Origin of the sequence: Ensifer sp. R-19 (genome assembly GCF_049905105.1) — a bacterium.
Lineage (GTDB): Bacteria > Pseudomonadota > Alphaproteobacteria > Rhizobiales > Rhizobiaceae > Ensifer.
This window is the reverse complement of record NZ_CP184570.1, coordinates 1,002,392-1,027,819: the sequence shown is the minus strand read 5'-3', so window position 1 is coordinate 1,027,819 and position 25,428 is coordinate 1,002,392. Positions and strand designations below refer to the sequence as shown.

The window sequence follows — 25,428 nt, the reverse complement described above, 5'->3', positions numbered from 1 at the left end:
GTCGGCCGGACACCGATTGGTGCTCAAAGCAGAATCTCCCAGCGCCGCGCGTCTTGATCGATGCGCGGCGCTTTCGTCTGGGCCGTTACAGGTCTTCCGGCCGTTTGCCACCCATTGCCCTCGTCAGGGCGTCGGCGCGTTCGCGCACGATGGGGCCGAAGGTCGAAAGCTTCTGGTCGCTGACGCGGACGGACGGGCCGGAGATCGAAATGCCGGCGATGGTTTCGCCATATTCGTTGAAGATTGGTGCTGCGACACAGCGCATGCCGAGCGTGTGCTCCTCGTCGTCGACGGACCAGCCGCGGTGGCGGATTTCCTGGATGTCCTTGAGCAGCGCCGGCAGCGTGTCGCGGGTCTTGTCGGTGAAATGCGCGAGTTCGCGGCCACCGAGCAGCTGGGCGATCTCCTTGTCCGACCAGGTCGAAAGGATCGCCTTGCCGATGCCGGAGGCATGAACCGGACCGCGGCGGCCGGGGCGGAAGAAGGCGCGCATCGGCGCGTGGCTTTCGACCTGCGAGATGAAGACGACGTCGCCGCCTTCCTCGATGCCGATATTCGCCGTCTCGCCGCTTTCCTCCATGAGGCCCTTGAGGAAGGGGCGGCTGATCGTTCCGAGCTTGCGGAAGCGCAGATAGGCGTTGCCGATCTCGAACGCCTTGAGGCCGACGGTCCAGGCGCCGGTGTCCGGGTCGTTCATCACCATGCCGTGGCCGGCCAGTGTCGTCAGCAGGCGATGCACTGTGGATGGCGCCATGCCTGTCTGGTCGGCAAGCTGGGTCAAGGTCGAGCCGTCCTCCTGGGCGACGACCGTCAGAAGAGCAAGGCTGCGATCGAGCACCTGTACGGATGACGGTGCTGCATTCTCGCCCGCCTTGCGTCCGCGTTTTCCCCTGCCGTTGCCGTCCATCGAAGCCTCTCTGCAAATCACGTCTCTCGCCATCATCCTCTATCAGGCCACGGAGGGATTTTCTCCGAATTGTTGAAAATCTTTATTTCCACATGATGGAAATGATTTCCATTTAGGTGTTGCGTATCGAGAATTATGGATTATGTTTTCAGGAAATAGGAGGAGTTCCCATGGCTAAGATGCGTGCCGTTGACGCGGCTGTTTATGTTCTGGAGAAGGAAGGCATCGACTGTGCCTTCGGCGTACCTGGCGCCGCCATCAACCCGTTCTATTCGGCTCTGAAGGCTCGCGGTTCCGTCCGCCACATTCTCGCCCGCCACGTCGAGGGTGCCTCGCATATGGCCGAAGGTTATACCCGCGCCAAGCATGGCAATATCGGCGTCTGCATCGGTACGTCGGGCCCGGCCGGCACCGACATGATCACCGGCCTCTATTCGGCTTCGGCGGATTCGATCCCGATCCTCTGCATCACTGGGCAGGCGCCGCGCGCCCGGCTCGACAAGGAAGACTTCCAGGCTGTCGATATTGCGAAGATCGCCGCACCCGTAACCAAGTGGGCGGTTACCGTCATGGAGCCCGCGCTGGTTCCCTTCGTCTTCCAGAAGGCTTTCCACATCATGCGCTCCGGCCGTCCCGGCCCGGTGCTGATCGACCTGCCGGTCGACGTCCAGCTCGCCGAGATCGAGTTCGATCCGGACACCTATCAGCCGCTTGAGCCCTATAAGCCGAAGGCGACGCGTGCCCAGGCCGAGAAGGCCCTGGCCATGCTGAACGAGGCGGAGCGTCCGCTGATCGTCGCCGGCGGCGGCATCATCAACGCCGACGCCTCGGACCTCTTGACCGAATTCGCCGAGATCACCGGCATTCCTGTCATCCCGACGCTGATGGGCTGGGGCACGATCCCCGACGACCATCCGCTGATGGCCGGCATGTGCGGCCTGCAGACCTCGCACCGCTACGGCAACGCCAGCATGCTCGCTTCCGACTTCGTTCTCGGTGTCGGCAACCGTTGGGCCAACCGCCACACCGGCAACGTTCCGATCTATACGGAAGGCCGCAAGTTCGTTCACGTCGATATCGAGCCGACCCAGATCGGTCGTGTCTTCGCGCCTGATTTCGGTATCGTCTCGGATGCCGGCGCTGCGCTGAAACTCTTCCTCGACGTCGCGACGGAGTGGAAGACGGCCGGCAAGCTGCGCGATTGGTCCGCCTGGGCGGAAGAGTGCCGCGAGCGCAAGCGCACCATGCTGCGCAAGACCCATTTCGACCAAACGCCGCTGAAGCCCCAGCGCGTTTACGAGGAGATGAACAAGGCCTTCGGCCGCGACACCTGCTACGTCTCGACCATCGGTCTCAGCCAGATCGCCGGTGCGCAGTTCCTGCACGTCTACAAGCCGCGCAACTGGATCAACTGCGGCCAGGCTGGCCCGCTCGGTTGGACTTTGCCAGCGGCTCTCGGCGTTCGCGCCGCTGATCCGGACCGGCCGATCGTTGCGCTTTCCGGCGACTACGACTTCCAGTTCCTGATCGAGGAACTGGCGGTCGGCGCCCAGCACAAGCTGCCTTACCTGCATGTGGTCGTGAACAATTCCTATCTCGGCCTCATCCGCCAGGCGCAGCGCGGCTTCAACATGGACTTCGAGGTCAGCCTTGCCTTCGACAACATCAATGCCTCGGGCGATGCAGAGAAGGGGTACGGCGTCGACCACGTCGCGGTTGCCGAGGGCCTCGGCTGCAAGGCGATCCGGGTGCGCAGCCCGAACGAGTTCCAGGAGGCCTTTGATCGGGCACGGGCGCTGATGGACGAGCACCAGGTTCCCGTCGTCATCGAGTTCATCCTCGAGCGCGTCACCAACATCTCCATGGGCGCAGACATCAATGCCGTCGTCGAGTTCGAGGAATTGGCGATCCGCGGCGAAGACGTGCCGACCGCGATCACGGCCGCCCTGCTCGACTGAGCAAAATGCGGGCGGTTTTCCGCCCGCATCCCGCTCCAAAGACAAACACAAGGAGGAGACATCGCATGGCGAAGTTCGCTGCGAACCTGACAATGCTGTTCAACGAGGTGCCGTTCCTCGATCGTTTCGCCCTTGCTGCCAAGGCCGGCTTCGAAGGCGTGGAATATCTGTTTCCCTACGAATTTGAGAAGGTGAGCCTGCGCGCCGAGCTTCAGCGCCACGGCCTGACCCAGGTTCTGCACAACCTGCCGGCCGGCGATTGGGCCCGCGGCGAACGCGGCATCGCCATCCTGCCCGACCGGGTTGACGAATTCCGCAAGGGTGTCGCAAGCGCCATCGATTACGCGACGGCGCTGGATTGCAAGCAGGTGAATTGCCTAGTCGGCATCGCGCCGGATGGCGTGTCCGACAGCATCCTGCGCACGACGCTGGTTGCGAACCTGAAGCTCGCCGCGGCTGAACTCGGCAAGCATGGCATTCGCCTGCTGATCGAGCCGATCAACCGCTTCGACATTCCGGGCTTCCACCTGAACACGGTGGGCCAGGCCGCTTCGATCATCGAGGAAGTCGGCAGCGACAACCTCTTCATCCAGTACGACCTCTACCACCAGCAGCGCACCGAGGGTGAACTGGTCGGCACCTACAAGCGCTTTGCCAACCGCATCGCCCATGTTCAGCTTGCCGATAGTCCCGGCCGGAACGAACCCGGCACCGGCGAGATCAACTATCCCTTCGTCTTCGACGCACTGGAAGAGGCCGGCTACGACGGCTGGATCGGCTGCGAATACAAGCCGCGCACCACCACGGCCGATGGCCTTAGCTGGCTCGGCACCGAGCGCCAGCGCACCCAATCTGCAGACATCATCAAGATCAGGAGCTAAGCACCATGGCAACAATCGGTTTCATTGGACTGGGTATCATGGGCACGCCGATGGCGCGCCACTTGCAGGATGCCGGCCACACCATCGTCACCTCGAAGTTCGTCATTCCGCCGCGCCAGGAACTGCTCGACAACGGTTTGAAATTCGTCGAAACGCCGAAGGCGCTCGCCGAGACCGTCGACACGATCATCCTGATGCTGCCGGACACGCCTGAGGTCAAGGACGTCCTCTTCGGCGAAAACGGCGTTGCTTACGGCCTTTCCAAGGGCAAGCTCGTCATCGACATGAGCTCGATCTCGCCGATCGAGACGAAGGAATTCGCCAAGAAGGTTCGCGAAACCGGCGCCGAATATATCGACGCTCCGGTCTCCGGCGGCGAAGTCGGCGCCAAGAACGCCTCGCTCTCGATCATGGCCGGCGGCGCCCAGGAAAGCTTCGACCGCGCCCTGCCGCTCCTGCAGCTGATGGGCAAGAACATCACCCTCGTTGGTGACTGCGGCGACGGCCAGGTCACCAAGGTTGCCAACCAGATCATCGTCGCGCTGACGATCGAAGCGGTTTCGGAAGCGCTTGTCTTCGCGTCCAAGGCCGGCGCCGACCCGGCACGTGTTCGCGAGGCGCTGATGGGCGGCTTTGCTTCCTCGCGTATTCTCGAGGTACACGGCGAGCGCATGATCAAGCGCACCTTCGACCCGGGCTTCCGCATCTCGCTGCACCAGAAGGACCTGAACCTGGCTCTCCAGGGCGCAAAGTCGCTCGGCATCTCGCTGCCAAACACGGCAGCAACGCAGGAGCTCTTCAACAACTGCGCCGCCAACGGCGACAGCGGTCTCGATCACTCGGGTCTCGTGCGCGCGCTGGAGCGCATGGCGAACCACCAGGTCGCCTAGCGCAATTCCCGGAAAAGTGTGAAGCGGTTTTCCGTTCGGAATTGCGCCGCTTCAAAAGCGCAAGGCATGAAATGCACATGATCCGTCTGGCGTCCCATTGTGCCGGGCCGGTCATGTGTCCGGGCGGCGGTTGGAGGAACCGCCGCCCGAGACATCATCAAGCAATTCCAGGAAAAGTGTGAAGCGGTTTTCCGCCCGGAAATTGCGTAAGTGCTCTAAGGGGAGACAAATGCCAGCCATCACCGACCCACGCCGCTTCCTGGAAACGCTGTTCACCTCGGCCGTTGCCGCGGCTGACCCGGAAAAGGTGATTGCGGCCAATCTGCCGGAGCGGCCGAAGGGGCGCACGGTGGTCGTCGGCGCCGGCAAGGGCGCGGCGCAGATGGCGGCCGCCTTCGAGCGCCATTGGGATGGCCCGCTTTCTGGCGTGGTCGTCACCCGCTATGGTTACGCTGCCCCTTGCGAGAAGATCGAGGTGCTTGAAGCATCGCATCCACTCCCCGATGAAAACGGTTTACTTGCCTCGAAGCGTTTGCTCATCGAAGTCAGCGGGCTGACGGAGGACGACCTCGTCGTGGCGCTCGTCTGCGGCGGTGGCTCGGCGCTTCTGCCTTCGCCTCCGCCCGGCCTGGCGCTGGAAGACGAGATTGCCGTCAACCGGGCACTGCTTGCCTCCGGTGCGCCGATCAGCGCCATGAACGCCGTGCGCAAGCACGTCTCGATGATCAAGGGCGGGAGGCTTGCCGCCGCCGCCTATCCGGCAAAGGTCGTCTCGCTGATCGTCTCCGATATTCCAGGCGACGATCCGGCGCTGGTCGCTTCCGGCCCTACGCTTGCCGATGCGAGCACTCGCGAGGATGCGCTGACGCTGATCGAGCGCTACAGCCTGGATTTGCCCGCCAATGTCATGGCTTGGATAAAAAGCCCGAATAGCGCCGCGCCGTCGCCTGACGATCTGCGCTTTGCCCGAAACGAAGTCCGGCTCATCGCGTCCGCGTCGGTCTCGCTCGAGGCTGCGGCTACCGAGGCGCGTGCCGCGGGCATTGAAGCGATCATTCTTTCCGATGCGATCGAGGGCGAGGCGCGCGATGTTGGCGGCGTGCACGCGGCGATCGCCCGTGAGGTTGCCGGTCGCGGCCGGCCGTTTACCAAGCCTGTCGTCGTTCTCTCGGGTGGAGAGACGACGGTGACGATCCGCGGGAAGGGCAAGGGTGGCCGCAACAGCGAGTTTCTGCTGGCGCTGGCGCTCGGCATCGATGGCGCCAACGGTGTCTCGGCGCTTGCCGCCGATACCGACGGCATTGACGGCTCTGAGGACAATGCCGGCGCCTTTGCCGATGATACGACCATCGCCCGGCTCGTCGCCCAACGGCTCGATGCGGCAGCGCTGCTGCAGAAGAACGACAGCTGGACGGCGTTTAATGCGCTCGGCGATCTCTTCAAGCCGGGGCCGACCGGCACCAATGTGAATGATTTCCGCGCCATCCTGGTGCAGTGAAACGGGCGTGTGCGTAGCCAGCCACGTTCGCGCTACGCGAAGTGGCAGCTCACCGAGCCATAGGCACCGAAATCGGCGACGATCGTGTCGCCGCTCTTGGCCTCGAGCGTGCGGATGAAAGAGCCTGAGAGCACGATCTGACCGGGCTCGATTGCATCGCCGCATTGCGCAAGCCGGTTGGCAAGCCAGGCGATGCCGCGGGCCGGATGGTTGAGGACGCCGGCCGCAAGCCCCGTCTCCTCGATCACCGCATTGCGCGAGACGATAGCGCCCATCCAGCGCATGTCGACCCTATCCGGACGTACGGCGCGACCGCCGAGGATGAGGCCGCCATTGGCGGCATTGTCAGAGATCGCATCGACGAGGGTTCGCGCCTTCTTGCTTTTCGGATCCGTGCGGACGATGCGGCTGTCGAGGATTTCCAGCGCCGGCATCACATAGTCCGTGGCGTTCAGCACCTGGACGATATTGACGCGCGGACCCTTCAGCCCGGCCTTCATCACGAAGCCGATCTCGGCTTCGACCCGTGGTTGAATGAAGCGGTCGGCCGGAATGCTTGCGCCATCATCGAACAGCATGTTGTCGAAGAGTACGCCGGAATCCGGCGTGTCGATGCCGAGTGCCTGCTGCATGGCGTTGGACGTCAGGCCGATTTTCCAGCCGATGATGCGGTGGCCGTCGTCGCGCTTGCGCCTGACCAAGGCCGCCTGGATCGCATAGGCGTCGTCGACAGTCATGTCGGGATGTTTGAGCGACAGAAGCCCGATCTGTTTTCGATCCTGCTCTGCCTGATGCAGGCTTTCGGCAGCCTTGGCGATCTCGGTTGCATTCAGCATGGTCCGGCCCCTCCACTCCAGCGTGTCTCACGATACACCAAGGTAGCCACGCGGGCACCGGTCGTCTTGTGATAGTCAGATCGGCTGGCTCGCCAGCATCAGGCCAAGGCCGATGAGGATCGAGCCGCAAGCGCGGGGCACCAGGTGGCCGGCGCCACCAGCCAGCCGCCCGAGCGTGAAGGAAGCGAGGAACACGGCGGCGACATCGGCCACCGCGGCAGTACTGGCTGCAAATCCCGAGGATGGCGTGCGTGAACGGAGCGCCGCTACTCGATAAAGACGCGCACGCTGGCGGCGCGGCCGACCGCGTCGATGACGGTGAGTGTCGAATAGCCGACCCCATCCGGCTGCCATTGTGTCACGCGGCGCCGGGTCAGCTCAGGGAGAGGCCGGCCATTGGCGAGCCAGCGGAATGGCGCTCGTCCGCCTTGCAGCTTGAGCGTCAGCGGCGAAATTGCCTGATGATCCATCCCAAGTTCGACGCGCGCGCCTTCGGGCGGGAAGACGATCTGCGGCGCCGGTTCGCGGGCTGAAGCGTTGACGAGGCCGCTAGCGGTCAGCGAGAAGCGGCGCTGGCTGATCGGCAGTTCCGCTTGCGAAATGCGGATCGCGCCGGCAGGAGCATCCGGTAGCGGCGTTATGCCGAAGCCTGACTTGGCGAAGCCTTCGAAGAGAATGGGGGCGGCACTGCCATAGCCGGTGAGGCCCGGTACGGCACCGTTGTCGGGACGGCCGACCCAGACACCGAGCACGTGGCGGCCGTCATAGCCGACCGACCAGGCGTCGCGGTAGCCGTAGCTGGTGCCGGTCTTGTAGGCGATGCCGCGCTGGCGGCTGCCCGTCGGCGGCAACACGCCCGAGAGCGCATCGGAAACATTCCAGACGGCGACGGGGGAAAGTAAGGGTTCGGCCTCGATCAGGCCGGCCTTGCCATCGATGCCGTCGCCAAGACGAAGGGGGAAGCCGCGATTGGCAAGTGCTGCATAAAGCTGGACGATATCGCGCAGCGAAAGTCCGACGCCGCCAAGGCCAATGGCAAGTCCGGGCGCTTCGCCTGCCGGCAGCCCCGGTTTAACCTCGGCGCGGCGGAAGCGCATCATCAGCTCAGCCGGGCCGACCGCATCGAGAAGGCGGATCGCCGGCACGTTCAAGGAGAGTTGCAGCGCCTCGCGCACGCTGACATCGCCCTGATAGCTCATGTCGAAGTTGCGCGGACGATAGCCGAAGAAGTCCGCCGGCCGATCCTCGATGATCGTTTCCTGGCTGACGAGCCCCTCTTCGAAGGCGAGGCCGTAGATGAACGGCTTGAGGGTGGAACCCGGCGAGCGCGTGATACGGGTCATGTCGATCCAACCGGAGCGGCTCGCATCAAAATAGTCGGCAGATCCGACCGAAGCGACGATCTCGCCGGTTTTGGCATCGGCCATCATCATGGCGACCGAAACCTTCGGCCCCAGCTTGGCAGCGCCCTCCTTTGCCACGGCCTCGAGGTTACGCTGGACGGCGAGGCGCAAGGTCGTCTGATGCCGGGCCGCGTGCGCGTCCTTGCGCAACGCGCGCTCGGCGAGATGGGCGGCATAGGACGGCAGCTGTAGGCGGCGCGAGGGGACAGATGTCGCGATTGCGCGCTCGGCTTCGCCGTCCCCGATGACGTCAGCGACGGCGAGACGGGTCAGCACCCGCTCGCGGGCAGCGACTGCCGCGGCATGATTGCGATCCGGCCGGCGCTTTTCCGGCAATTGCGGCAGGGCGACGAGCAGCGCTGCCTCACCGGCCGTCAGCCGCTTCGGCTCCTTGCCGAGCCAGGCGAGACTTGCGGCGCGCACACCCTCGATGTTTCCGCCATAGGGCGCGTGGGTGAGGTAGAGGTTGAGGATCTGGTCCTTCGATAGGCGCCTTTCGATCTGGATAGCGCGGGCGATCTGCAGGAGCTTGGCGGTGACGGAGCGCTGCGCGCGCGGCTCGATCAGGCGTGCGACTTGCATCGAGAGTGTCGAGGCGCCTGAGACGATCCGGCCGTTGCTGACGAATTGCAGAGCAGCGCGGCCGAGCGCGAGGAAATCGACGCCCGAATGCTCCTGGAAGCGCTGGTCCTCATAGGCGATCAGCATCTCAAGAAACTGCGGATCGACATCGTCGACCGTCGTCTTCAACCGCCAGAGACCTTCCGGTGTTGCGAAGGCGCGCAGCAACTGCCCGTTGGCATCGTCCACCTCACGTGAAACGACGCCAGCCTCCGCAAGTGGGGGCGGAAAGGCCTCGTCGGCCTTCTCGATCGCAAAGCCCGTCAGCCCCGTCAGCAGCAGGCAGACGGGCAAGGCGATCAGCAGTTTGCGCCCAATCGACATGGTCGTGCCTATTGTGCCGCCTGAACCTCCATGCGCCCGGTGGCAGTGCGGGCCGAAAGCTGCGGCCGGTACATATCCTCGACGGAGGCAGCCGGATGGTCGTAAACGCCTGGGGTCACGGCACGCACCACATAGGCGAGCGTGACTTCGCGCCCCGCACCCGTGCTTCGGTCCAGCGCCGCGACGAAGCGGTCGTTGCGGAACTCCGTATGCGTCGCGGTGATTTCGCCGAGCCACTCGAAGTTGCTGAGCTGGGCGCTGTCGACGAGGCTCGGATTGTCGATCTGGAAGCCGGCCGGCAACAGGTCGGTGACGAGCACGCGCGACGGCCAGTCGTTGGCTTCCGTCACTTTCAGTACGACGACATAGCGCTGGTTCTGTCGCGCTTCCATGACGTTCGCCTCGGCGCCATCGAGCGTGTAGTAGGTACGCTCGATGGTGAAACCGTCGCCGCCGGCCGAAAGCGGCTGGGCAGGTGCGGCGACCGTGGTGACGACGGCCGAGACCGGATCGGCGCCCTGGTTGCGGATCACGATCGGATGGGTCGTAAGCGCGTCGCCGGTCATCTGGGCGGCATAGCTGCCAGTCTTCGATGCGCCATTGACCTCCAGTGCCATATCCTCGTCGCCGTTCTGGATGGCGCGGGCGGCAAGCAGCATCCAGGCCTGTTCCTGGGTGCTGGTGTAAGTCTTCTGCTCCCATTCGCGCGCGACGATCTTCGACAGCTCGGGAACGATCGGCGGCACCGGACGGCTTTCGGCGGCGAGCGCCAGCACCGCCGCGTTGTCACGCAGCGACGAGCCGTAATCGGAGCGCGACAGGCTGACATTGATGAGGCCGGTCGACATGTTCGCCGCCTTGGCAAAGGTATCCTGCGACCCCTGGGCGTCGCCATAGAGTGCCAGCGCCGCGGCGATATGCGCCTTGGCGAGCGGCGTCGGGAAGTCGTCGATCAGCGTGTTGGCGTAGTAGCGCAGGTCGTTGATCGCCGCCTTGCGATTGCGGGCGAGCACGTAGAGCGCATAGGCGATCTCGTTGCCGCGATCCTTGGCATTGGTGTCGTAGCTGACGCCGTTCTGCAGGTTTTCGAGCGCCTGGACCATCGCGGCCTCCGGCACGTCGTATTTCTGTTCGCGGGCGCGGGTCAGGAAGTCGGTGACATAAGCATCGAGCCAGAGGTCGCCATAACCCGGCCCCCAGAGGCCGAAGCTGCCCGACGACGATTGATAGGAAAGGACGCGATAGATCGCCTCCTGCACCCGTTTCGTCACGCCTTCGTCGTCGGTGAGACCGGACTGCTTGGCGAGCTCGCTGAGATAGAGCAGCGGCAGTGCGCGGCTCGTCGTCTGCTCGGCGCAGCCATAGGGGTAGCGATCGAGCGTCATCAGCAGCGCCGGCATATCGAAGGCGGCCGAACGCGTGACGCTGAGGTTGACCGAGGCGCCCTGCAGAATGCCGTCGGCGAGCAACTGCCCGTCGACGGTCAGGCTGCTTCCCGGCGCGATCGCGACGACCTGTCGCTGGGTCACCGGCAGGGTGGCCGGACGCACGAGCAGATCGAGCGACTGTTCCAGCGAAAGGCCGTTCGCACCGGTCAGTGCCACCGTGACGACGCCGTTGCCGGGGTATTGCCCGACCACCGGCAAGGTGATGGAGGAACGGCCGCCCTGTTCCAGGGTCACCGTGTTGCCGGTGCCCGGTTGTTCGACCGTGGCGGGACCGCTGGTCGTGACATGGATCTGGTAGTCGCCGGCCGGTGCATCGGTGTTGGCGATGTCGAGCCTCAGTTCCGACCGGTCTCCCGGCGCCAGGAACCGCGGCAGGCTGGCGGTGACGACGACCGGATCGCGGATCACCACGTCGCGCGTGGCGTGGCCGACGCCGGATTTCGTCCAGGCAACGGCCATCAGCCGCGCCGTTCCGTTGAACTGCGGGATGTCGAAGCTGACGGTCGCCTTGCCGTCGCCGTCGAGCTGCATCGGACCTTCGAAGAAAGCGACCAGCTTTTCCGTGGGCGGGCTGCCCTCAAGAGCGACCTGTCCGCCGTCACCGCCGGTGCGCAACCGCCCGGTGGCGCCAAGCGAGCCGTCGATCAGGCGGCCGTAGAGGTCGCGGATCTCGAGGCCTAGCTGCCGCTGGCCGAAGTACCAGGCTTCCGGATCTGGCGCCTCGTAACGCGTGAGATTGAGGATGCCGACGTCGACCGCGGCGATCGTCACATAGGCTTCCTCGTTGGCACCGGCACCGGCAACCTGAAGGCTGATGTCGAGTGCCTTACGCGGTTCCATTTTTTCCGGTGCATCGAGTGTGACCGCGAGCTTGCGCTCGGCCGGATCGACCGAGAGCCATTTGATGCCGATCGAGCGCATCGGCATGCGGCTTTCCTGCGCATCGCCCGGCCGGTAGAGCGTCGCCGTCACATAGGCGCCGGCGCCCCAGGCTTCGGTAACCGGCAGCTCGACTTCGCCGCCTTCCGCGGCAATCGATGCGGTCTGGGTGGTGATCAGGTTCTCCGTGCCGACAGTGACCAGCAGTTCACCGGCAAAGCGCGGCGAGACCTTGAGCTTGGCCGTGTCTCCGACCGCGTATTTCTCCTTGTCGAGCGCGATCTCCAGGCCGTCGGGCGTTTCGGTCGAGGTGGCAGCGACATACCAGCCGGCGTCGAACTCGACGCTCGACGTCGGACCGTCGATCGAGGCTGTCTCGACCTCCAGGCGATAGCGCCCCCAACCAACCGGCACGGCGATTTCGCCGCCGTCTTCCGTCAGGTCGACGCTGCCGTTTGCCACCTGCTTGGTGGTGACGACAGGCTCGTATTTCCAGGCGCTGCCGTCACGGTACCAGTGATAATTGCGCTCGACGCTGATGAGTTTCCACAAGGCCCCGGGCATGGCGATCTTGCTGCCGCTCGGATCGACGGCGATGACACGGAACTTGCCGACGGAATTTTCGGCGAGTTCGCCTTCGAATTCCGGCTTGATCCCGAGCATCGGGCCTTCGGCGCGCACGGGCAGTTTCAGCGAACGTTCGACGGCGCGGCCGCCGGCCTCGCGCATGCGGACGGTGACGGTCGCGTCGAGCAGTTGCGTGGTCGAGGGCACTTCATCGATGAGGACGTCGAAGCTGGATTTACCTTCCTCGTCGAGCGGTGAAAGTTCCTCAAGCGGCAGGCGCGTGTCTTCGCTCGCCTCTTCGTCGGCGAGGCCGAAGGAATAGCCCTTGAAGGCGGCACTTTCGCGCGTCGGCTTGATCGTCACTTCGCCTTCGAGCTCGAGGCCGGCCGCGGGCGCGCCGTAGAGATAGCGTCCGTCGACAGCGACGCTTGCCGTCTCGCCGACAGCGATTTCCTTTGCGTCGCTCGTCAGGTCGAATTCGGTACGATCGGGCACGAAGTCGTCGACCAGGAATTGCTTTTCGCCGATCGCCGGGGATTTCGGATCGGTGAAGATCTGCATCGTCCAGGTGCCGCGCATGGCGTTGGCCTGGGTGTCGAGATCGAGCGTATGGCCGCCGAGCTTACCGCCGGAACTCGTGATGCGGCGATATTCGACGCCGTCGGGACGGAGGAAGACGAAGGTCAGCGGCAGGTTCTCGATCGCCATGCCGTCGACGTCGCGGGCAAGCGCTGCGGCATGCACCGTCTCGCCGGCGCGGTAGATGCCGCGCTCGGTCCAGGCGAGAATGTCGATGGCGCCGGGCGCGGCGCGGCCGGTAACGCCGCGATCGGAAAGGTCGAAGCCGGCGCGGCTCATGTCGAGGAAGACGTAATCGTCTTCGCCGTTCTTGGCGGTGATGACAGCAGGGGTCAGCCCGGCCGTGCCGCGGATCAGACCCGCCGTGAAGGTAACGCGGCCATCGCTATCGCTGGTCGCCGTGCCAAGAATCTCGTTGTTCTTGGCGACGAGCTGCAGCTCAACGCCTTCGATCGGTTCTGCCGAGGCGAGCGAGCGAACGAAGACGTTCAGCCCGTCGGTGCCGGCATAGGTGGAAACGCCGATATCGGAAACGACGAACCATTGCGTCGCGCGCGCATCCCATTCCTGGCTGACGCCGGTGGTCGGGGCTGCGGTTAGAACGTAGACGCCGGGCTTGCGCTCAGGCAGCGCCTCGTCGACCGGGAAGCTGGTGACAACCTCCTTGTTGACGTCACGCGCGATGTCGATCGTGCCCTGCCATACGAGTTCGCCGCTTTCGTCCTCAATGCGCTGGGCGCTGTAGCCGTCGAGCTGGGTCAGGAACTGCGAGCTCTGCAGCACCTGGGCGATGCTGCGATCGCCGACGCGGTAGAGCTTGAGTTTGGCGCTGTCGGTATTGACTGATACGAGGGGGATGCCGCGGCGTGCGGTCGAGGGCAGCACGAAGCTGTCGCCGGTGAAGCGCACCATCTGGGCGCGGTCAGCGACATAGATGTCGAGGGTGATGGGCGCTTCCAGCACCTCGTCGACCGTGGATGGCAGGCCGGTCCTGAGCGTCAGTTTGTAACGCTCGCCATGCGAAAGTCCCTCGACGCAGATCTGGTCGCCCTTGGCTTCGAGCGCTTTTGGCGCCGCACCGTTGACGGTGACGAAGGAGGCATAGTCGGCGCCGCTCTTCAGAAGCTGTTCGGAGAACTGCACGCAGGCGCGGGGCGTTGCTGCGTCCGAGTCGATCGTATGCTCGACCACGCGGAAGCCCTTGCGCTGCTTGAGATCGAGATAGGCCGCCTCGACCGATTTCGCCTTCACCAGCTCCAGGCTCGCCTTGTAGGCGTCCAGTGCGGCGCGGAAGTTTTCAGCGCCTTCGAGCGATTTCGCCATGACGGCGAGCGCATGGGCGCGGCTCTCGGTCGTGCGCGTGAGTTCATAACCGTTGATTGCGGCGATCGCCGCTTGCATCGAGACGGCCGAATTGTTGGTGATGCGGTTGGCCGTGCGGGCTGTCTCAAGCCAAAGCTCGGCGTCGTCGGGCGTGATCGCCAGCGCACCCTGGAACGCCTTCAGGGCGTTCTCGATATTGCCCATGCCGGCCTGGCCGCGCGCCATGTCGAGGAGCGTATTGACGCCCATCCCCTGCTGGTCGTCGGCAAGGGTGAGGTTGGCCTTGGTGTTGCGGGCGTCCTGCAGGATCTGATCCGACAGGAAGTTCAGCCGCGGCGGTGCGCCGATATCGGCTTCGGCGGCCTGCGGCTGCACGATCTTGCCGGCGATCGCGCCCGGGAAGGAATTCAGCTGATTGTAATCGGACTTGAGGAAGCACCACTTCACCTTGGGATTGTAGGTGAAGGCGCGGCAGGACTGATCGGCGATACAGGTCTGCTGGCACTTGTCGAGCGAGACGTTTTGCTCGGTCCTAAGATCGAAACCGAAATAGTCGCCATCCTGCGTGATCTCGACTTGGCGACCGGTCTCCTGCGCAGCGGCGGGACTTCCGATGGTCAAAAGAGACAAAAGTAGGGTGGAAAGGCCGAAAAACGCGCGCACAGACATCAAGTCCTCCCAACGCTGCCGGTCTCGATAGGGGCTTCACTTTTCAGGCTTCCGCGTCGCTTGTCAACCGAGGAGAGATCAAGCTCCGGTGCAATTTCAGCGGGAGTCCTGGTGTGAAGAGTCAAGAATCGATCCGGAATGAAACAAGATAAAACGATATGTAAATCAAACTATTATGACGGTTGGCCAGAGTGGCGGGAAAGCTAGCGCCGCTAGCCTCTTTGTTCTCTGAGGAAGATGGTCAACGAGCGACCGGCATCAAGGATATGGTCGCGCGTCAACGCACAAGCCCGCTCGGCGTCGCGTGCCATACAGGCATCCAGGATCGCCTTGTGCTCGCGACGCGCCCGGGCAACGCCTGACGTCAGCGTCAACTGCGCTCGAAGGTATCGATCGATACGGTCGAGCGAGGCGCGGACGATCTGGAGGTAATAGGGCCGCCGCGCCGCCTCGTAGAGACTGTAGTGGAAGTTGCGGTTGATCTCGCCCCAGCGCTCCGCATTCTCTTCGCGCTCGAACTCCTCGCAATGCTGGCGTGCAAGCTCGAGCGTGCGGCGGTCGAGATTGGGCACGGCCAGACGAATGACTTCAGCCTCGATGTGCGCGCGGAACTCGAAAATCTCTTCGATTTCTTCGATCGAAAGCCCGGCGACGACCGCGCCCTTGTAGCGCTCCGTGGTGATCAGGCCATGCTGCTCAAGACGTGAAAGCGCCTCGCGCACCGGAATGCGGCTGGTGTTGAACATCTGGGCGATGTGGTCCTGGCGCAGGTTCTCGCCCTCGGCGAGGTCACCTTCGATGATCGCCTTGCGCAAGGCTTCATAGACGATATCGGCGGCTGAGGCGGCTTGCCTGACATCGATGGCATCGAGTTTCATCGTGTTCAAACCCTGCTGGCCAAGCCTTCCGGCTCGGCGAATTCGGAAGCGTTTTTGCGTTGTTGGTCAATGGTCATAGGTCCAATCCGGACGCCGGGCAACAGAGCCTTGTGGCCCAAGAGGCGATTTCGAATATTTCAGATTGTATATTGGATCCAATATTTCTATGAGTCTTTTCGTCGGGCTCAGCGCTGTCGCGTATCATCCCGGCAAAATGCGGGAGCACGGCCGATGCACAGGGTATCGGTCGCCCAGGTGGCGCCCGTCCACCGCTTGGAAGGAGAAGAGGCATGCGCAGCAACAAGGTCGTCCATATCGTATCCTGCCACGCGGAAGGGGAAGTCGGCGACGTCATCGTCGGCGGCGTCGCACCCCCGCCCGGAAATACGCTATGGGAACAGCGCCGCTTCATCGCCGAAGACCAGACACTGCGCAACTTCGTGCTCAACGAGCCACGCGGCGGCGTCTTCCGCCACATCAACCTGCTCGTGCCGCCGAAGGATCCGCGCGCGACGATGGGCTTCATCATCATGGAGCCCGAGGATACGCCGCCGATGTCCGGCTCCAACTCCATCTGCGTTTCCACCGTGCTGCTCGACAGCGGCATCGTGCCGATGCAGGAGCCGGAGACCCGCATGGTGCTGGAAGCGCCGGGCGGGCTGGTGAACGTCGTGGCTGAGTGCCGCAACGGCAAGGCCGAGCGCATCACCGTCACCAACGTTCCGTCCTTTGCCGACAAGCTCGATGCCAAGCTCGAGGTCGAGGGCCTGGGCACGCTGATGGTGGACACGGCCTACGGCGGCGACAGCTTCGTCATCACCGACGCCCGCGCGCTTGGCTTTTCCGTCACGCCGGACGAGGCGCGCGAGCTTGCCGAAACCGGCATCAAGATCACCCGCGCGGCCAATGAACAGCTCGGTTTCACCCATCCGGAGAACCCGGAATGGGCACACATCTCCTTCTGCCAGCTCACGCTGCCGGTCGAGGAAAAGGACGGTGTCCTGCACGGCCGAAACACTGTGGTGATCCAGCCGGCCAAGCTCGACCGTTCGCCGACCGGCACCGGTTGTTCGGCACGCATGGCGGTATTGCATGCCCGCGGCATAATGAAGGTCGGCCAGCGGTTCAGCGGCCATTCCATTATCGATTCGACGTTCGATTGCCGCATTGCCGGCGAAACGACGGTCGGGGGACGCCCGGCGATCGTGCCGGAAATCTCCGGCCGCGCCTGGATCACCGGCACGCACCAGGTGATGCTCGACCCGGCCGATCCGTGGCCGGCCGGCTATCGGCTTGCCGATACCTGGCCGCGCAAGCAGTAAGCGATATCGGAGCGGGCCGCGTTATGCGGCCCGCCTTTCGGTTTGGCGTTGCCGCCCTAGTCTTCCTTGATGATCCGCGTCGTGCCGACCCAAAGTTCGCGGGCCGGCCCTGCGCCTACATTGCGGGCGCGATGCGGCAGCGAGGCAGGGAAGTGCAGCGTGTCGCCGGCCTTCAACAGATATTCCTTGCCGTCGATCTCGTAGAGCATCTCGCCCTCGATCAGGTAGAGGAAGTCCTCGCCTTCGTGGCTCGTCAGTTCGGAGGCGTAGCCCTTGGGCATATGGGTGATGCAGCCATTGAGGGCGGCGCCCGGAAAGCCGCGCTCGATCAGTTCGTAGACGCGCTCCTTGGTTTCGACATTGTAGCCGGGCCGTTCGCCGGCATGCGACACCATGGAATGCCCGTGCTGCGGCGGCTGCGACAGGAAGGTGTCGACGCTGGTGCCAAGCGCATTGGCGACGTTGTAAAGCGAGATTAGCGACGGGGTGGAGATGCCACGCTCGATCTGGCTGATGAAGCCTTCCGTCAGACCGGCCTCGCGTGCCACGTCCTTCATGGTCTTGCCAATTTCCTTGCGGCGCGCCCTGAGCATTTGCCCGAGCGAGGCGGGAGTCGAGGTTTCGGGGAGGGAGGCGCCACTGGCTGCTTCTGGCGCCTCTTCGATCTTCAAGGGCATGATTTTCTTTCCGCTTGACTCACGTCTATCGATGTACTTTAGTCCAGCTAAAGTTGGTTCGGCAAGCGATCAGATCGCATGCTGGCCTTCTTGAAAAGGGGAACTACAAGAACGTCTTCGCGGCAATCCGTCGGCGTCTAAAAACAGTAAGAAAAATTGGATCCAATATCCAATTGAACGTGTTGAGCGCGCGATCGATGCTGGCTGCGGTCAAAAGGAGGAGTGAGATGAAACGTATATTGCCAATCATGCTCGGGGCGACGCTTGGGCTGCTTGCAGCCACCTCGGCATTTGCGATCGAGCGCGGCGGCGCGATGACATTTGCGCGCTATGACGACTCGACCGTCATCGATCCGGTTTATGCGGACCGCAATCCTGATCTCTGGATGGTGAACGGCCTTTACGAAACGCTGTTGCGCAATGGCCCTGACGGCTCGATCGTGCCGGGGCTTGCCGAAACCCATGAGGTCTCCGCCGACGGCAAGACCATCACAATGGCGCTCCGAACTGGCCTGAAATTCTCCGACGGCTCTGATCTGACCGGCGCCGACGTCGTCTTTTCGCTCGACCGGGCGCGCAACCCGGAGCTCGGTCCCTGGGCAGGGCTCCTTGGCGCCGTCGACAAGGTGACAGCCGATGGCAACAAGATCACCGTGTCGCTGAAGAACCCCGATCCGACGATCATCTCGATCCTCGCGACCTTCAACACCGGCATCATGCCGAAGGCTGCCTTCGAGAAGGCGGCTGGTGCAACGGACCAGGAAAAGGCACGCGCCTTCTTCGCAGCCGGACCGGTAACCTCTGGTCCTTTCGTCATGAAGAGCCACGTGCAGGGCTCAAGCATGAGCTTCGAGCGCAACCCGAACTACTGGCGCCAGGGTGAAGACGGCAAGCCGTTGCCCTATCTCGACCGGGTGGAATTCCTCGTCATACCCGATGACGCCACCCGCATTCTCAAGCTTCAGGCCGGCGAAGTCGATGCGGCCGAGTTCATTCCCTTCGCCCGCGTCGGCGAACTCGGCGCCGATCCGAACCTGAAGATGGAGCTCTTCCCGTCGACCCGTATCGTCTACGCGCCGATCAACACGCGCGAGGCGAAGAAGGACGGCTCGAAGAACCCGCTTGCCGATATCAAGGTGCGTCAGGCGCTGAACTATGCGACCGACAAGAACGTGCTGATCAAGCTCGTGACTTTCGATACCGGCAAGCCGATGACCTCGCTGATGTCGGCCGCAACCCAGCTGCACTACGGTCCGGAACCGCTCTACCCCTACGACCCGGAAAAAGCCAAGCAGTTGCTTGCCGATGCCGGCCTCAGTGGCGGTTTCGAAGTGAAGCTCACGACGCTTGCCGGCAGCGCCGACGACGCGACGCTGTTTACCGCCCTCCAGCAGATGTGGGCGCCGCTCGGCGTCAACCTCAAGGTGGAGCAGGTCGACAACCCGACACGCGGCGAGAAGAACCGCGCCGGCGACTTCGACATCCACACCTATGGCTGGGCAAACGACGTCAACGACCCGGCGCAGGTGACCGGCTGGCTCGGCTATTACAAGCAGCGCCAGGCGGTCGGCACGGGCTGGAACAACCAGGAATTCAACACGTTGTTTGAAGCCTCCAACGTTGAGACCGACCCGGCCAAGCGCAAGGACGAATACAAGCGCATGCAGGAGATCTACGCCACCGAAGCGCCGCTGCTCTTCCTGTTCGAGACGCCGTTTGCCGTCGCCGTCTCGAAGTCGATCGAAGGCTACGTGCAGACGCCGCTCGGCGCCAACGACTTCTCCGAAGCCTGGCGCGCCGACTGATTGCGGAATGATCTGCGAAGGCCGGGTGGAAATCCGCCCGGTCTTCCGTTGAAGGTTGGATCCATGCCCTCACTTTCCTATCTCGTGGCGCGGCTGCTGCAGATCATCCCGACGTTCCTCTTGGTGATGATCTTCATTTTCTTGCTCGTGCGCCTGTTGCCGGGCGATCCGGCAATCGCCATGGCCGAGGCCAAGGCGACCGATGCCCAGCTTGAACAGATCCGGCACAATCTCGGTCTCGACCAGCCGCTGCCGGTGCAGTTCCTCGTTTTCGTCAAGAACACGCTGACGGGTGAGCTCGGGCGCTCGATCATGCTGAAGGCGCCCGTGACCGAGATCATTCTCGCTCGCCTGCCGACGACGATCTTCCTGGCGCTCTATTCGGTCGTGCTTGCCATCTTCCTCGCCGGTCCGCTCGCGTTTCTCGCGGCGTCGCGCGTCAACACTCCTGTCGATGTCGCGATCCGCGGCGTCTTTCAGGTCGGCCTTTCCATGCCCGTCTTCTATATCGGGCTGCTGCTGCTGACGGTGCTGGCCGCGCAACTGCGCTGGTTCCCGGTCGGCGGTTACGGCAAGACCTTCCTCGCCAATCTCTACCATCTGATCCTGCCGGCGCTGAGCGTCGCGCTCTATACGTCGGCGATCATCCTGCGCAATCTCAGGGCCTCGCTGATCGAGGTGCTCGACGCCGACTACGTGCAGTTCGCCCGCGCCAAGGGGCTTTCGCCGCGCATCATCATGACCCGGCACGTGCTCAGAAACGCGCTCGTCTCCACCGTGACGCTGCTGGGCCTGTCTATCGGCAACCTGATGAGCGGCACGCTGGTGACCGAGACGGTCTTTGCCATTCCGGGCGTCGGCCGGCTGATGCTGGAGGCGATCTTTGCCCGCGACTACCCGTTGATCCAGGGCCTGACACTGACCTTCGCCGTGCTCGTCTCCGTCGTCTTCCTTTTGACGGATGTCGTGCAATCCTGGCTCGATCCGAGGCTTCGCCAATCATGACGGCTCTCACGCAATCTCATTCGCCGACGCGGGGTCGGATCGCTGCCTTTCTGGCCCGCGCCTTTTCCCGTCCGTCCTTTGTCGTTGGCGTCGTCATCCTTGGCCTGTCGCTTTCACTCGCGTTGTTTCCGCAGGTCTTTGCGCCCTACGATCCGCTCGCCTTCGACCTCCAGGCAATCCAGCAGCGGCCGAGCCTTGCGCATCCCTTCGGCACCGACAATTTCGGCCGTGACGTGCTCTCGCGCGTCATCTGGGCCTATCGCGTCGACATGCAGATGGCCTTCTTCGCGACGATCTTCGCGCTTTTGATCGGGATCACCGTCGGCGCCTTCGTCGGCTACTACGGCGGCATTGCCGACGTGATCTTCGGCCGCTGCGTCGACGCGATCATCACCTTTCCATTCCTGGTGTTGGTGATCGCTATCGTCGCGGTGCTCGGCCCCGGCCTCGTCAACATGTATGTGGCGATCACCGCGGTGAACTGGGTCTATTACGCCCGGCTGACGCGCGCCGAAATCATGGCACAGAAGGCCAACGACTATGCTGCCGCCGGCCTGGTGCTCGGCTATTCCGACCGGCGCATCATCTTCCGGCATCTGCTGCCGAATGCGATTTCGCCGATCCTCGTCTACTGGATGACCGACATGGCGCTCGCGATCCTGCTCGGGTCGTCGCTTGGCTATCTCGGCCTCGGCGCGCAGCCGCCGGCGGCCGAATGGGGTGTGCTGATCGCCGAGGGCCGTAACTTCCTGATGACGGCCTGGTGGATGAGCCTGATGCCGGGCATCGCCATCGTCTTGACCGGGCTCGGTTTCAGCCTCGTCGGCGACGCGCTTGCCGATCTGCTTCGACCGAAGGGGCGCTGACATGGCAACGCAAGAAAAACCCGTCGTACTCGACGTCCGGCACCTTCGCACCGAGTTCGGAACGCGAGAGCGTCCGCTGGTCGCGGTCGACGATGTCTCTTTCCAGGTGGCGGCGGGTGAGATCCTTGGGCTCGTTGGCGAGTCCGGCTCGGGCAAGAGCATTACGCTCCGCTCGATCCTCGGCATCATCAGACCGCGCGGGCGGGTCGCCGGCGAAATCCTGTGGAACGGCCAAGATCTCGTTCCGCTCTCCGAGGCACAGCTGCGGCGCATCCGTGGCCGCGAGATCGCAATGATCTTTCAGGAGCCGATGTCGTCACTCAACCCGCTGCTGACGGTCGGCCTGCAGATTTCGGAGAACCTCGTCGCCCATACGGACCTCGACGCCAGGCAGAGAAGAGCGCGGGCGATCGAACTCCTCGATCTCGTCGGCATCCCCGCGGCGCGCAATCGTCTCGATGATTTCCCGCACGAGTTCTCCGGCGGCATGCGCCAGCGTGTGATGATCGCCATCGCGCTTGCCTCCAACCCGAAACTGCTGCTGGCCGACGAGCCGACGACAGCGCTTGATGTCACGATCCAGGACCAGATCCTGAGGCTGATCCAGTCGCTCAGCCGCGACCTCGGCATGGCGGTGATCCTCGTCACCCATGACATGGGGGTCGTTGCGGAGACCTGTGACCGCGTCGCCGTGATGTATGGCGGCAGGCTTTGCGAGATCGGGTCGACGACGGACGTGATCGCCGATGCGCGTCATCCCTATTCGCTGGGGTTGCTGCGTTCGATCCCGCGCGACGTGGCGCCGCGAACGCCGCTCTATTCCATCCCCGGCGCACCGCCGGCGCTGAACGCGCTTCCGCCCGGCTGCGCCTTCAGCGCCCGCTGTCCGGTCGCAGGACGCGAATGTCCGGACCTTCGACCCAAACTCGAAGCGATCGGCACGTCGCGGCTCGTCGCCTGCCATCATCTTGAGGATGCGCAAGCGCATTTCGGACCGCGGGAGGCGGCGCAATGACGACCATTCCGACTTCGGTAGGCACGACGCCCTTGCTTTCGCTTCGCGCGCTGTCGATCCAGTTCGAGAAGCGACGCTCGCTTTCCGACACGCTTGCCCGACGTCCGCAACAGGTCGTCTCGGCGGTCAATGGCATCGATCTCGACGTGATGCCGGGTGAGACGCTGGGCATCGTCGGGGAATCCGGTTGTGGCAAGTCCACGCTCGCGCGCCTGATCGCCGGGCTGCATCGCCCGACGGCCGGCGACATCCTCTTCGAGGGACAAAGCGTCGTCGGCCTCAAGGGGGCGCGGAGGCGGGCCTATAACCGGCGTGTTCAGATGATGTTTCAGGACCCCTACACCTCGCTCAATCCGCGCATGACCGTGCGTGATACACTGCGGGAAGCGATATCCGTGCATCGCATGCGTGAAGGGGCTGCGATCGACCAGCGCGTCGACGAGCTGCTGGACCTTGTCCGGCTGCCCGAAGGGGCCGCCGAAAAATATCCGCATGAATTCTCGGGTGGACAGCGCCAGCGCATCGGAATCGCCCGCGCGCTCTCGCTCGAGCCGACCTGCCTTGTGGCCGATGAACTGGTTTCGGCGCTCGACGTTTCGGTGCAGGCGCAGGTGGTCAACCTGTTGATCGAGCTTCAGGACAAGCTGGGCCTGACGGTGCTGTTCGTGGCGCATGATCTCCGGCTCGTGCGCCACGTCTCGCACCGCGTCGCCGTCATCTATCTTGGCGCGATCGTGGAGATCGGCCCGTCGGAGGCGCTGTTTTCGAGGCCGATGCATCCCTATTCCAAGGGGTTGCTTGCTGCCGCGCCTTCGCTCGATCCCGACGCAAGACGTCGCGCCCCCGCGCTATCAGGCGAGTTGCCGAGCCCGCTTGCCATCCCGCCGGGCTGCCCGTTCCACGTGCGCTGCCCGCACGCGACCGAGCTCTGCCGTCGCGAAAAGCCGGCGCTGCGTCCGGTCGGTGCCGGCATGACCGCCTGCCATTTCGCCGAGACGATCGGCGACGCCTGAAACTCAATTCGATAAGGAAGACATCATGGATACGAGAGCAAGGCCGGATATCTCCGGCCGGATCGGCGCCCTGCGGCGCAAGCTTGCGGAAACCGGGCTCGACGGCTACGTCGTGCCGCGCTTCGATGAGCATCAGGGCGAATATTGCGCGCCGCACGACAATCGCCTGGCTTTCGTCACCGGGTTCACCGGTTCCGCCGGCGTGGCGATCGTCATGCGCGACCGCGCCGCCATCTTCGTCGATGGCCGCTACCAGGTGCAGGTGCGCGACGAAGTGGATCTCGACACCTTTGCGATCGAGCACTTTTACGATGCTCCGCTCAAGGATTGGCTGAGGAACAACCTGCGCAAGGGCGAGCGTGTCGGCTTCAACGCCATGCTGCTGCCATCGACCTGGGATGCGGACTGCGGCCGTTCGGTCGAGGCGGCAGGTGGCCTTTGGACGCCTGTCGACGACGACCTTGTCGACGCGATCTGGGCCGATCAGCCGGAAAAGCCGCTCGGCAAGATCATGGCCTTTCCGGTTGCCTATTCGGGCGAAAGCGTCGCCGAGAAAAAGCGCCGCATCGCCGCCATGCTCGCGGAGCAGGGGGCGGATCTCCTGGTCGAGGCGCAGCCCGACAATATCGCGTGGTTCCTCAACGTGCGTGGTCGCGACGTTGCCTTCAACCCGATGCCGCAATCTTTCCTGATCTTCGACCGCGCCGGGCAAACCGAATGGCTTGTCGATCACCGCAAGCTGCCGAACGACCTCTCGGATTTCGAACTTGACGATGTCGCGATTGCCGAACCCTCCCAGTTGCTTGAGCGCGTGCGAACGATCGCAGCCGGTCGCACCGCACTGATCGATCCGGGCTTTGCCCCGTCTGCGACGGCTCATGCCACGCGCGCCGCCGGCGGGACTGTACAGCTTGCCCGAAGCCCAATCACGCTTGCCAAGATGCACAAGAACGCGACCGAGCTTGCCGGCTTTCGCGATTGCCACCGTCTCGATGGCGCGGCCTGGATCCGCTTTTTCGTCTGGCTTGAACAAAATGCCGCCGATCGGGATGCGAGCGGCCGGCCGGTGAGCGAACTGGAGGCGGAGGAACGCATCCTCGGTTACCGGCAAATGGAGGAAAGCTTCGTTGAACCGAGCTTCCGATCGATCTCGGCGGCCGACAGCCATGCGGCGATGTGCCATTACGCCGCGACGAGCGAGACCAGTGCGCCGATCGCGAGAGGCGGGATCTATCTGCTCGACAGCGGCGGTCAGTATCTGACGGGCACCACCGACGCGACCCGCACGACCGCGATAGGTCCGGTCAGCGACGAGATCAGGCGTGCCTACACCGCCGTGCTCAAGGGGCTGATCTCCATGGTAACGCTGAAGTTTCCCAAAGGAACCTACGGTCATCAGCTTGACGCCTTCGCCCGTCGTCCCCTGTGGGATCTCGGGCTCGACTATGACCACGGGACTGGTCACGGCGTTGGCCACTTCCTTTCGGTCCATGAACAGCCCCAGCGCTTCGATCGGCGGGTGAACGAGATCGAGCTCAAGCCGGGCATGGTGACGACGATCGAGCCTGGTTACTACAAGGCGGGTGCTTATGGCATCCGCATCGAGAACCAGGTCGAGGTGGTAGACGACGGCGACGGTTTCTTAAGCTTCCGCAGCCTGACTCTGGTTCCGATCGATATGCGGTTGGCCGATGTCGGTCTGTTGACGCAAGCTGAGCGGCAGTGGATCGACGCCTATCACCGGCGTGTTGTGCAGGAGGTGGACGAACTGCTCGACACCGAAACCTTGACCTGGCTGGCGGCGCGAACTGCACCTGTTGGAGGCTGATCTTTAACCGCCTCCCGATCCGTTGTGACCGAGACCATTTGGTGTGACCGAAACCATTCATTCATACGGCGGGCCAGGTGTCCGCCGTTTCGCTTTTTCGACAAGCCACGTACCGCTAAAACCCCTTGGCTGCTTCGCAAGCAATGTAAGTCCCCCTTGCTTGCACATGCCATTTTGTGATAATTTTCACAAATACTGTTCGAGGCCACAGGGCAGCGAAAACGATCCGGACACGG

18 protein-coding genes are annotated in these 25,428 nt (G+C 63.6%); 11 read left to right on the top strand and 7 right to left on the bottom strand.

The features are described from left to right. Positions 1-85: 85 nt before the first annotated feature. A complete protein-coding gene (locus ACN9MO_RS23995) occupies positions 86-907 on the bottom strand; it encodes an IclR family transcriptional regulator (RefSeq protein WP_058322583.1) in 822 nt (273 codons plus the stop codon). 170 nt (positions 908-1,077) lie between these two features. Here ACN9MO_RS23995 and gcl point away from each other — a divergent pair, with 170 nt between their 5' ends. The 4 genes from gcl (at position 1,078) to ACN9MO_RS23975 (ending at position 6,134) form a co-directional block, all read left to right on the top strand. Next, complete coding sequence (gene gcl / locus ACN9MO_RS23990; RefSeq protein ID WP_113132684.1) at positions 1,078-2,865, top strand: glyoxylate carboligase; 1,788 nt, start codon at positions 1,078-1,080, stop codon at positions 2,863-2,865. A gap of 65 nt (positions 2,866-2,930) precedes the next feature. Continuing rightward, on the top strand, positions 2,931-3,746 hold the full coding sequence (hyi, locus tag ACN9MO_RS23985; protein WP_113132683.1) for a hydroxypyruvate isomerase: 816 nt from the start codon (positions 2,931-2,933) through the stop codon (positions 3,744-3,746). A 5-nt stretch (positions 3,747-3,751) separates the two neighbouring features. Further along, positions 3,752-4,636: a 2-hydroxy-3-oxopropionate reductase gene (glxR, locus tag ACN9MO_RS23980; protein WP_057249211.1), complete on the top strand. Its 885-nt coding sequence runs from the start codon at positions 3,752-3,754 to the stop codon at positions 4,634-4,636. A gap of 229 nt (positions 4,637-4,865) precedes the next feature. Further along, positions 4,866-6,134 carry a glycerate kinase type-2 family protein gene (locus ACN9MO_RS23975; RefSeq protein ID WP_113132682.1) on the top strand — a complete coding sequence of 423 codons (1,269 nt, stop codon included), beginning with the start codon at positions 4,866-4,868 and terminating at the stop codon, positions 6,132-6,134. A gap of 32 nt (positions 6,135-6,166) precedes the next feature. Here the strand turns inward: ACN9MO_RS23975 and hpaH are convergent, their stop codons facing one another. The 5 genes from hpaH to ACN9MO_RS23950 form a co-directional block, all read right to left on the bottom strand. Further along, positions 6,167-6,970: a 2-oxo-hept-4-ene-1,7-dioate hydratase gene (gene hpaH / locus ACN9MO_RS23970; protein WP_113132681.1), complete on the bottom strand. Its 804-nt coding sequence runs from the start codon at positions 6,968-6,970 to the stop codon at positions 6,167-6,169. A gap of 75 nt (positions 6,971-7,045) precedes the next feature. After that, on the bottom strand, positions 7,046-7,183 hold the full coding sequence (locus tag ACN9MO_RS23965; RefSeq protein WP_244495562.1) for a hypothetical protein: 138 nt from the start codon (positions 7,181-7,183) through the stop codon (positions 7,046-7,048). Positions 7,184-7,236: 53 nt separating this feature from the next. Next, positions 7,237-9,318, bottom strand: a complete 2,082-nt coding sequence (gene pbpC / locus ACN9MO_RS23960; protein ID WP_057249208.1) for a penicillin-binding protein 1C — start codon at positions 9,316-9,318, stop codon at positions 7,237-7,239. Positions 9,319-9,326: 8 nt separating this feature from the next. Next, complete coding sequence (locus ACN9MO_RS23955; RefSeq protein ID WP_113132696.1) at positions 9,327-14,777, bottom strand: alpha-2-macroglobulin family protein; 5,451 nt, start codon at positions 14,775-14,777, stop codon at positions 9,327-9,329. 218 nt (positions 14,778-14,995) lie between these two features. Continuing rightward, positions 14,996-15,661 (bottom strand): GntR family transcriptional regulator, encoded by a 666-nt coding sequence (locus ACN9MO_RS23950; protein WP_113132680.1) that lies wholly within the window; start codon positions 15,659-15,661, stop codon positions 14,996-14,998. Positions 15,662-15,951: 290 nt separating this feature from the next. On the opposite strand from ACN9MO_RS23950, the gene ACN9MO_RS23945 reads away from it, so the two are divergent. Beyond that, positions 15,952-16,983 (top strand): trans-3-hydroxy-L-proline dehydratase, encoded by a 1,032-nt coding sequence (locus ACN9MO_RS23945; RefSeq protein ID WP_113132679.1) that lies wholly within the window; start codon positions 15,952-15,954, stop codon positions 16,981-16,983. A 56-nt stretch (positions 16,984-17,039) separates the two neighbouring features. Here ACN9MO_RS23945 and ACN9MO_RS23940 read toward each other — a convergent pair whose 3' ends face one another. Continuing rightward, positions 17,040-17,660 carry a cupin domain-containing protein gene (locus ACN9MO_RS23940; RefSeq protein ID WP_113132678.1) on the bottom strand — a complete coding sequence of 207 codons (621 nt, stop codon included), beginning with the start codon at positions 17,658-17,660 and terminating at the stop codon, positions 17,040-17,042. A 227-nt stretch (positions 17,661-17,887) separates the two neighbouring features. Here ACN9MO_RS23940 and ACN9MO_RS23935 point away from each other — a divergent pair, with 227 nt between their 5' ends. The 6 genes from ACN9MO_RS23935 to ACN9MO_RS23910 all read left to right on the top strand — a co-directional run bounded on the left by ACN9MO_RS23935 (position 17,888) and on the right by ACN9MO_RS23910 (position 25,192). After that, positions 17,888-19,465: an ABC transporter substrate-binding protein gene (locus ACN9MO_RS23935; RefSeq protein WP_113132677.1), complete on the top strand. Its 1,578-nt coding sequence runs from the start codon at positions 17,888-17,890 to the stop codon at positions 19,463-19,465. 63 nt (positions 19,466-19,528) lie between these two features. Then, positions 19,529-20,470 carry an ABC transporter permease gene (locus ACN9MO_RS23930; protein ID WP_112996926.1) on the top strand — a complete coding sequence of 314 codons (942 nt, stop codon included), beginning with the start codon at positions 19,529-19,531 and terminating at the stop codon, positions 20,468-20,470. Beyond that, on the top strand, positions 20,467-21,336 hold the full coding sequence (locus ACN9MO_RS23925; RefSeq protein ID WP_082615764.1) for an ABC transporter permease: 870 nt from the start codon (positions 20,467-20,469) through the stop codon (positions 21,334-21,336). The genes ACN9MO_RS23930 and ACN9MO_RS23925 overlap by 4 nt, the downstream gene beginning before the upstream one ends. A 1-nt stretch (position 21,337) precedes the next feature. After that, positions 21,338-22,351 (top strand): ABC transporter ATP-binding protein, encoded by a 1,014-nt coding sequence (locus ACN9MO_RS23920; RefSeq protein WP_113132676.1) that lies wholly within the window; start codon positions 21,338-21,340, stop codon positions 22,349-22,351. Then, positions 22,348-23,364: an oligopeptide/dipeptide ABC transporter ATP-binding protein gene (locus ACN9MO_RS23915; RefSeq protein WP_113132675.1), complete on the top strand. Its 1,017-nt coding sequence runs from the start codon at positions 22,348-22,350 to the stop codon at positions 23,362-23,364. Before ACN9MO_RS23920 ends, ACN9MO_RS23915 begins: the two co-directional genes overlap by 4 nt. Before the next feature lie 25 nt (positions 23,365-23,389). Then, positions 23,390-25,192 (top strand): aminopeptidase P family protein, encoded by a 1,803-nt coding sequence (locus ACN9MO_RS23910; RefSeq protein ID WP_057249199.1) that lies wholly within the window; start codon positions 23,390-23,392, stop codon positions 25,190-25,192. The last annotated feature ends 236 nt before the right edge of the window (positions 25,193-25,428 follow it).

Bases quoted from the DNA above. Each gene is read 5' to 3' on its own strand.
- ACN9MO_RS23995 (WP_058322583.1), bottom strand. From the start codon at position 907: ATGGACGGCAACGGCAGGGGAAAACGCGGACGCAAGGCGGGCGAGAAT.
- pbpC (WP_057249208.1), bottom strand. From the start codon at position 9,318: ATGTCGATTGGGCGCAAACTGCTGATCGCCTTGCCCGTCTGCCTGCTG.
- ACN9MO_RS23915 (WP_113132675.1), top strand. From the start codon at position 22,348: ATGACGACCATTCCGACTTCGGTAGGCACGACGCCCTTGCTTTCGCTT.
- hpaH (WP_113132681.1), bottom strand. From the start codon at position 6,970: ATGCTGAATGCAACCGAGATCGCCAAGGCTGCCGAAAGCCTGCATCAG.
- hyi (WP_113132683.1), top strand. From the start codon at position 2,931: ATGGCGAAGTTCGCTGCGAACCTGACAATGCTGTTCAACGAGGTGCCG.
- ACN9MO_RS23975 (WP_113132682.1), top strand. From the start codon at position 4,866: ATGCCAGCCATCACCGACCCACGCCGCTTCCTGGAAACGCTGTTCACC.
- ACN9MO_RS23935 (WP_113132677.1), top strand. From the start codon at position 17,888: ATGAAACGTATATTGCCAATCATGCTCGGGGCGACGCTTGGGCTGCTT.
- ACN9MO_RS23925 (WP_082615764.1), top strand. From the start codon at position 20,467: ATGACGGCTCTCACGCAATCTCATTCGCCGACGCGGGGTCGGATCGCT.
- ACN9MO_RS23910 (WP_057249199.1), top strand. From the start codon at position 23,390: ATGGATACGAGAGCAAGGCCGGATATCTCCGGCCGGATCGGCGCCCTG.
- ACN9MO_RS23930 (WP_112996926.1), top strand. From the start codon at position 19,529: ATGCCCTCACTTTCCTATCTCGTGGCGCGGCTGCTGCAGATCATCCCG.
- ACN9MO_RS23945 (WP_113132679.1), top strand. From the start codon at position 15,952: ATGCGCAGCAACAAGGTCGTCCATATCGTATCCTGCCACGCGGAAGGG.
- glxR (WP_057249211.1), top strand. From the start codon at position 3,752: ATGGCAACAATCGGTTTCATTGGACTGGGTATCATGGGCACGCCGATG.
- gcl (WP_113132684.1), top strand. From the start codon at position 1,078: ATGGCTAAGATGCGTGCCGTTGACGCGGCTGTTTATGTTCTGGAGAAG.
- ACN9MO_RS23940 (WP_113132678.1), bottom strand. From the start codon at position 17,660: ATGCCCTTGAAGATCGAAGAGGCGCCAGAAGCAGCCAGTGGCGCCTCC.
- ACN9MO_RS23950 (WP_113132680.1), bottom strand. From the start codon at position 15,661: ATGAAACTCGATGCCATCGATGTCAGGCAAGCCGCCTCAGCCGCCGAT.
- ACN9MO_RS23920 (WP_113132676.1), top strand. From the start codon at position 21,338: ATGGCAACGCAAGAAAAACCCGTCGTACTCGACGTCCGGCACCTTCGC.